The sequence below is a fragment of the Roseateles sp. genome, from assembly GCF_052436255.1.
Taxonomy (GTDB): domain Bacteria; phylum Pseudomonadota; class Gammaproteobacteria; order Burkholderiales; family Burkholderiaceae_C; genus Pelomonas.
This window is the reverse complement of record NZ_JBQVNP010000019.1, coordinates 44,212-51,459: the sequence shown is the minus strand read 5'-3', so window position 1 is coordinate 51,459 and position 7,248 is coordinate 44,212. Positions and strand designations below refer to the sequence as shown.

The window sequence follows — 7,248 nt, the reverse complement described above, 5'->3', positions numbered from 1 at the left end:
TCGCGCTGGACCCCGCGCCGGCGCGCGGCCGCAAGCCCGGCTGGCGCGAGGCCGGCGTGCCAGTGCGCCGCGCCCTGCGCTATGCGCGCTGCGCCAACCTCGATTCGGCGGCGGCCTGCAACTGGCTGCTCGACGCGGGCGAGATCGCGGCCGGCCAGACACTGTGCCGCTGCTGCCGGCTGACGCGCACCCTGCCCGACTTGAGCCTGCCCAATGCCGGCGCATGGTGGCGGCGCGTCGAGCAGGCCAAGCGCCGCCTGGTGTCATCGCTGATCGGGCTGAAACTGCCGGTGATCTCGAAGGCCGAGGACCCCGAACGGGGCCTGGTCTTCGACCTGCTGCTGGCCGCCCCCGGCGCGCCCCCCGTCATGACCGGCCATGCCGATGGCGTCATCACGCTGGATGTCTCCGAGGCCGACGACTCGTGCCGCGAGCAGCGCCGCGACCAGCTCGGCGAGCCCTATCGCACGCTGCTCGGCCACCTGCGCCACGAGAGCGGTCACTACTACTGGCAGCGTCTGGTCGAGCCCACGGCCTGGCTGGAGCCCTGCCGCGCGCTGTTCGGCGACGAGCGCGAAGACTATGGCGAGTCGCTCAAGCGCCATTACGCCAACGGCGCACCGGCCGACTGGGGCCAGCGCTTCGTCAGCGCCTATGCCAGCGCCCATCCCTGGGAAGACTGGGCCGAGACGTGGGCGCATTACCTCCACCTGGTCGACACGCTGGACACGGCGCGCAGCTTCGGCCTGGACGGCGAGCGCGTCGAGCTGAGCTATGAGCGCTTCGGCGTCGAGCTGCTGCAGGAAGCCGGTGACACCGATGCCACCGGCTTTCTGCAGCTGATCAACAGCTGGATGGAGTTGACCGGTGTGCTCAACGAGCTGTCTCGCAGCATGGGCATGGCCGACTTCTATCCCTTCGTGCTGTCGGCGCCGGCCGTGCGCAAACTGCATCTGGTGCACCGCATCGTGCGAGGTGCCAGCGCGTGAAGCCGCCGGGCTTTGTCGCTGCGCTGGCGCTGGCGGCGCCGCTTTTGGCCGCAGCGGCTGCGCCACCGCCCGAGGCCGTGCAGTCCTTGCTGCAATGGCTGCAGCAGTCCGAGGACAACGAGGGCGCGCCCTTCGCCATCATCGACAAGCGCGATGCGCGCTTGTGGTTGTTCGATGCGCAGCGCCGCCCCGTCGCTGCCACCCCGGTGCTGCTCGGGCAGGCGCATGGCGACATCTCGGTGCCAGGCATCGGCGAGCGTGACATGAGCCAGATCCTGCCGCACGAGCGCATCACGCCGGCCGGCCGCTTTGTCGCCGAGCCGGGGCGCAATGCCTCGGGCGAGGAGATCTTCTGGATCGACTACGACGCTGCCGTGTCGCTGCACCGGCTGCGGCCCAGCGATCCCGCCGAGCGTCGCCCACAACGGCTGCTCTCGGCCACGCCGGCCGACAACCGCATCTCCTATGGCTGCATCAATGTGCCGGTGGTGTTCTTCGTGCGGCAGCTGATGCCGCTGTTCGCCAGCGGCCGCGGCGTGGTCTATTTGTTGCCGGAAATTCTGCCGGCCGGCCTGCTGTTCACACCAAGCCAGCGGCCCCTCGAGGGGGCCGCTGCTTCAGACTGAGTGACGGGCCAGGCTCAATTGCGGTCACGGCGCGGTGCGCGCGTGCCATCGGCATTCCAGTCGCCGCTGTTGTTGGACGCCGTGCCGCCGTTGTAGCCGGTACTGGCAGTGTTGTTGGCATTGTTGGCGTTGTAGCCCGTGCCCGCCGTGTTGTTGGCGTTCGCGCCCATGCCGGACGTGCCGGTGGTGTTGGCATTCGTGCCCATGCTGCCCGAAGTGCTGCCGGTGTTATTCGCGTTCATGCCGGTACCCGAGGCGCCGGTCGTGTTCGCAGTGCTGCCGGTGGTGCTGTTGGCATTCGTGCCCGGCGTGGTGGCGCTCGTGCCAGTGGTGCTGCCCGTGCCGCTGGTGCTGTTCGTGCTGCGGGTGTTACCCGTGGCGGTCGTGTTGTCGGTGTTGCTGGAGCCGGTGCCCGTGCCGCCGGCGCCACCGGTCCCGCCGGTGCCCTGCGCGTAGGCCAGCCCGCCCGCCACCGCCATGCAAACCGCGGCCACCGAGGCCACGCGGGTGAAAGTCTTGCTCATGTCCATCTCCTAAGTAAGTTCAATCGCCCGCCGCCCATGCCGATCATGAAGACGGGTGAACCACGACAGGCAACGGCGATGCCTGCGGAGCCAAGAAAATTGTCAGCGGCAGTGTTGCGTTAGGGTGGCCACCGCGGGCTGTGCCGGCAGCAGCAGCTCTCGCGGCAGCTCCGGCGGCGGTGACGGGCGCGTGCCGATCAGCGCGTCGAGCCGGCTCAGCACCTCGTCCACATACAGCGGCTTGGGCCATAGCTCATGGAAGCCCCAGGCATAGATGTCGAAACCGAGTTCCGCCGTGACGGCGACTGCCGGCACCTTGTCGCAGCCGGGCAGTGAGCGCAGCAGGCCGAGCAGCCGGCTGCCGTGGCAGTCGGGCAGGCCCAGGTCCAGCAGCAGCAACGCGGGATTCAGACCGGCAGCCAGGCACAGCGCCTCCTCGCCGTTCGTCGCGACGACGAGCTCCAGCTCAGGCCGTCGCTCGAAGATGGCCGCCATTAGCAACGCGTTGACCGGGTGGTCCTCCACATAGAGAACAGGTCGGCGAGCAGGGCTGGGCATGGATCCTCCGGTATGTGACCAGCGCGTATGGCAAGCGGCGTGCCCACGAACCGTCAAGGCCCGGGCACCTGTTTTGCCGCGCGGGCGTGAACCAGCATTCAAGAGGAATCACCATGTCTACCGATGTCACCACCGATGCACCGCGCAGCTTTGGCGTCTTCAAGCCCGTGGGCCATGTTGTCATCTCATTTCCCAAGGCCGACCAGGCCCGGGCTGCGGCTGAGGCCATCGCCAAGCTGGGCGTGGTATCCAGCGCGGTGCACGAATACAGCGACACCGAGATGCTGCGCCAGATCGATGAGGACATCGCCCACGCCAGCCCGCTGGCCTCCGTCGGCCAGGAGATGAACCTCGTGCTGGCGCACCGGGCGCTGGCCGAGAAGGGCTATCACTGGCTGGTCGTGCGTGCCACCAGCGATGAACAGGCGGTGCAAATGGCCCAGGCGGCCAAGGCGGCGGGCGCCGAACGCGCCCAGCAGTACGGCCACTTCATCATCGAGGAGCTGATCGAGCGCCCGGGCAACGAGCCCCAGGTGGCCGAGTCGCCCGACCGCGGCCTGGACGCGCAGACGCCGTCGGGCAAGGAGACCGAAGCAGCCGAACTGAAGAAGGCCGGCGCCTGAGCCGGTAGGGGCTGCCGACCGGGCAAGTCTTGCGGCAGCGTCTGCAGCGTCTTTGGCAGCCGCATGGCACGCCGACTGCTGGCCAAGGCCCCCCGACCCGCTTTCAGAAAGGCCCATCATGAGTTCCGCCGACGACACCCTCCAGACCCAACGCAGCATCCAGCAGCGCCAGGATGCCGCCGATGCCCGGCAGCCGTCCGAGGACGACAAGGACCGTGGCGCCATGCAGGCCGGCGCCCGCAAGCAGCCCGAGGCGCTGCCGGCCCAGCACCTGGAAAAGCCCGGCCTGGAGGCCGACCTCGAGCTGGCGCCGCGTTTCATGGCGCCCGACTATGTCGGCAGCGGCAAGCTGCAGGATTTCGTCGCGCTGATCACCGGCGCCGACTCCGGCATCGGCCGCGCGGTGGCGGTGCTGTTTGCACGCGAGGGGGCCGACGTCGCCGTGGCTTACCACTCGTCAACTCAGGATGCCCAGGAGACGCGGCGCTGCATCGAGGCCGAAGGCCGGCAGTGCCTGCTGCTGCAGGGCGATGTGAAGGACAGCGCCTGGTGTGAGCGCGCGGTGGACGAGGTCATTGATCGCTTCGGCAGGCTCGACGTGCTCGTCAACAACGCCGCCTTCCAGGAGCATGCGTCCTCGCTGGAGGAACTCGACGACGAGCGCATGCTTGAGACGCTGGACACCAACATCGGCGGCTATATGCGCATGGCCCGCGCGGCCCTGCCGCACCTCAAGGCCGGTGCGTCCATCATCAATACCGGCTCGGTGACCGGCCTGGAGGGCAGTGCCAAGCTGCTGGACTACTCGGCCACCAAGGGCGCCATCCATGCGCTGACCAAGTCGCTGGCCAGCAACCTCATCGAGCGCGGCATCCGCGTCAATGCGGTGGCGCCCGGGCCGGTCTGGACGCCGCTGAACCCGGCCGACAAGCCAGCCGAGGAGGTCGCCGAGTTCGGCAAGAAGACCGACATGAAGCGCGCCGCCCAGCCGGAGGAGCTGTCGCCGGCCTACGTTTTCCTGGCCTCGCCCGTGTGCGCCGGCTACATCACCGGCATCGTGCTGCCGGTCACCGGCAGCGTCGGTGCCATCTAGTCGGCCGGTGTCCAGCGCGCATTGCGGGCCGAGCGCCGGGCCGCCCCAAGCCGGCCCGCGTTGGGCGTGATTTACCGGTCAAACCGGCAAATCACGCCGTCCCCGCGGGGGACCGACCAGGCTTGCCCGCGTCCAGCGGGGCGAAGCTGGGCGAGGGGCCAACCAGCCCGGCACCTCGATTGCCCTAAGTCGCTGCGGCCTTGCCCGTTTAACCAGGAGAACACCATGAACTTGATCATCTGGCTCATTGCCGGCGGCTTGATTGGCTGGGTTGCCAGCCTGTTGATGAAAACCGACGGCGAGCAGGGCGTCATCCTCAATGTCCTCGTGGGCATCGTCGGCGCAGCCATCGGTGGCTGGCTGATCTCGCCCATGGTGGGCATGCCCAGCATCAACGATGGTTCCCTCAGCCTCGGTGCCCTCGTGGTGTCGTTGCTGGGCGCGGTCGTGCTGCTGGCCATCGTGAACCTGATCCGCCGCGGCACCACGCGTTGACCCTTTCCCTTCATTACTAGCAAGGACCATCATGGCCACCACCACAGCCAACACTCCCTTTCCCACGTCATCCGCCTCGCCGGCTACACCGGCGGCGGGCGCAACATCGGCCGTCAACGACGCGGCCGTGAAGGCCAATGACGCTGTCGACAAGGGCGCGGCCGCCGGGCACGACGTGTTGAACCGCGTCGTGCAGGGCGCGCACCATGCCATCGATCGCATGGCCGAGACGGCGGCGCCGGCCGTGCAGCGCCTGCAGGATGGCGTTCATTCGGCCAGCGACACGCTGAGCCAGCGCGCCCACGATGCCCGCGAGATGGGCGACGAATGGGCCGAGAGCCTGCGCTCCACCGTGCGCGAGCACCCGCTCGCCGCCGTGGCGACCGCCCTGGCCGTTGGCGTGCTCATCGCCCGCCTCGCGCGCTGAGGCGGCCTTGGCCGACCGACCCGCCCGCGAAGGCCCACCACCCGGTACGCCCGGGCCCGACGCGTACCCGGTGCCTGCATCGCTGCTGGCGCAGCTGCAGGCGTTGTGGCGCGAATTGCCCGGCCTGGTCAGCGACCGCGTCGAGCTGCTGTCGCTGGAGCTCAAGCGTGCGGTGCGGGCCCTGGCGCAGATCGTGGCGCTGCTCGTTGCCGTGGGCATCCTCGGCGTCACGGCCTGGCTGCTGCTGTGGGCGGGCGTGATCCGCCTGCTGGTGGACGCAGGCTTGCCGATGGCGGGTGCGCTGCTGCTGTCCGTCGTCGTCAACGTGCTGGCCGTCGTGCTGGTGCTGCAGCGCGTGCGCAGTCTGCTGCCCAAGCTGAGCCTGCCGGCCACGCGCCGCCACTTGATGATCACGCCCGATCCGGCGCCTCCCAAACCGCCCGAGGAGGGCAACGATGAACGCAACGCGGCCCCCATGGCCGGCCAGCCTGTCGCACGCTGAGGCCGCCGGCGATATCGACGAGCAGATCCGGCTGATCGAGCACCGCTTGATCGCCCGCGAGGAAAACCTGCGTCGCGGCGTCGCCGACTTCAGCGGCCAGCTGCGCGAGACCCTCAGCCCCAGGCGGCTGCTGGTGCCCGTCGGTGGGGCACTGCTGGGCGTCGTGGCCCTGGCGTCGCTGTGGCGTCGGCCGCGGCCGCAGCCGGTGGCGGTCCATCTGCCGCCCGAAGCTCCGTCGGGTTCGCTGCCGCCGCACATTCCGTGGATGCAACTGCTCGGCCTGGCCTGGCCCATGCTGCCCGAACGCTGGCGCCACCGCGTCAACCCCGCGACGGTCAGCAGCCTGGTGGTGCTGGGCCAGCCCCTCATCGACAGCTTGCTCGGCCAGCGCGACGCCAGCCCGCTGGAGGTCATGCCCGAGGTGGACCTGGCGCGACTGAGCGGCCGTTGGTTCCTGGTCGCCGAACTGCCGCCGCCGCTGCAGGCCGAGGCCGTAGAGCCGCCCGAGCTGGGCCTGCTGCCGCGTGACGATGGCCACTTCGACCTGCTGCAGCGCCGCATCGACGCCGACGGCACGCATGGCAGCGAGGCCCGCGTGCAGGCCGTGCCCGGCAGCCGCGGGGCCAGGCTGCGCCTGAGCCGTTGGCCCGAGGCCCTGCAGTGGCTGAGTCATGCGTGGTCTGACCTCGCCGTGCTGCATGTCGACGAGGACTACGACGCGGCCCTCATCGGCAGCCCCGGCCGCGACACGCTCTGGGTGCTGGCGCGCCACCCCGCGCTGGACGCCGCGCGCCGCCAGGCCCTCGTGCTGATCGCTCGCGACCGTGGCTTCGCCGTGGACAGTCTGCGCTTCCACGGGGCCGGCGGTGACGCTGCCTGACCTGGGCGAGCTGCTGCGCTTCAGTGTCTCGCCGCTGGAGTTGATGCTGCGGGGCAGCCTGATGTACTGGGCGCTGTTCCTGATGCTGCGCTTCGTGCTGCGGCGCGACGCCGGCTCCATCGGCATCCCTGACATCCTGCTGCTGGTACTGATTGCCGATGCGGCGCAGAACGCCATGTCGGGCGGCTACGAGACGGTCGCCGAAGGCATCGTGCTGGTGGCGACGCTGGTGGGCTGGAACTGGTTGATGGACTGGGCAAGCTTTCGCTACAAACGCGTGCGCCGCTTCGTCGAGCCACCGCCCCTCGTGCTGATCAGGCATGGCCAGTTGATCCTGCGCAATATGCGTCGCGAGTACGTCACGGCGCCTGAGCTGATGGCCAGCCTGCGCAGCCACGGCATCGACAAGCTTGCCGACGTCAAGATCGCACGCATGGAGCCCGACGGTGGCATCAGCGTCATCCGTGAATCCAAGGCCAGCGACGACGACGACCAGGGCCAGGAGCGGCGGCAGCCGCTGCCCTAGGGCAC

General features: G+C 69.4%; 11 protein-coding genes. 9 read left to right on the top strand and 2 right to left on the bottom strand.

Features of this window, described 5'->3' with window-relative positions; all coding sequences use genetic code 11:
• Positions 1–989 (top strand): zinc-binding metallopeptidase family protein (locus ACT6S0_RS07145; RefSeq protein WP_444763201.1); only part of this gene is annotated, 989 nt, incomplete at its 5' end.
• Positions 986–1,615: a L,D-transpeptidase gene (locus ACT6S0_RS07140; protein WP_444763200.1), complete on the top strand. Its 630-nt coding sequence runs from the start codon at positions 986–988 to the stop codon at positions 1,613–1,615. The genes ACT6S0_RS07145 and ACT6S0_RS07140, both read left to right, overlap by 4 nt.
• A gap of 14 nt (positions 1,616–1,629) precedes the next feature.
• Here the strand turns inward: ACT6S0_RS07140 and ACT6S0_RS07135 are convergent, their stop codons facing one another.
• On the bottom strand, positions 1,630–2,139 hold the full coding sequence (locus ACT6S0_RS07135) for a hypothetical protein (protein WP_444763199.1): 510 nt from the start codon (positions 2,137–2,139) through the stop codon (positions 1,630–1,632).
• A 102-nt stretch (positions 2,140–2,241) separates the two neighbouring features.
• The gene (locus ACT6S0_RS07130) at positions 2,242–2,697 is read right to left on the bottom strand and encodes a response regulator (protein ID WP_444763198.1); all 456 of its coding nucleotides are present in this window, start codon (positions 2,695–2,697) and stop codon (positions 2,242–2,244) included.
• A gap of 113 nt (positions 2,698–2,810) precedes the next feature.
• Between ACT6S0_RS07130 and ACT6S0_RS07125 the strand changes: the two genes are divergently transcribed.
• The 7 genes from ACT6S0_RS07125 to ACT6S0_RS07095 all read left to right on the top strand — a co-directional run bounded on the left by ACT6S0_RS07125 (position 2,811) and on the right by ACT6S0_RS07095 (position 7,243).
• Entirely contained in the window at positions 2,811–3,320 is a 510-nt protein-coding gene (locus tag ACT6S0_RS07125) for a hypothetical protein (protein WP_444763197.1), read from the top strand.
• Positions 3,321–3,438: 118 nt separating this feature from the next.
• Complete coding sequence (locus tag ACT6S0_RS07120) at positions 3,439–4,413, top strand: SDR family oxidoreductase (RefSeq protein ID WP_444763196.1); 975 nt, start codon at positions 3,439–3,441, stop codon at positions 4,411–4,413.
• A 225-nt stretch (positions 4,414–4,638) separates the two neighbouring features.
• Positions 4,639–4,908 (top strand): GlsB/YeaQ/YmgE family stress response membrane protein, encoded by a 270-nt coding sequence (locus tag ACT6S0_RS07115; protein WP_444763195.1) that lies wholly within the window; start codon positions 4,639–4,641, stop codon positions 4,906–4,908.
• 31 nt (positions 4,909–4,939) lie between these two features.
• Entirely contained in the window at positions 4,940–5,335 is a 396-nt protein-coding gene (locus ACT6S0_RS07110; protein WP_444763194.1) for a DUF883 family protein, read from the top strand.
• 7 nt (positions 5,336–5,342) lie between these two features.
• On the top strand, positions 5,343–5,837 hold the full coding sequence (locus ACT6S0_RS07105; RefSeq protein WP_444763193.1) for a phage holin family protein: 495 nt from the start codon (positions 5,343–5,345) through the stop codon (positions 5,835–5,837).
• Positions 5,791–6,717, top strand: coding sequence for a lipocalin family protein (locus ACT6S0_RS07100; protein WP_444763192.1), 927 nt, complete (start codon positions 5,791–5,793; stop codon positions 6,715–6,717). The genes ACT6S0_RS07105 and ACT6S0_RS07100 overlap by 47 nt, the downstream gene beginning before the upstream one ends.
• A complete protein-coding gene (locus tag ACT6S0_RS07095) occupies positions 6,704–7,243 on the top strand; it encodes a DUF421 domain-containing protein (protein WP_444763191.1) in 540 nt (179 codons plus the stop codon). The genes ACT6S0_RS07100 and ACT6S0_RS07095 overlap by 14 nt, the downstream gene beginning before the upstream one ends.
• The last annotated feature ends 5 nt before the right edge of the window (positions 7,244–7,248 follow it).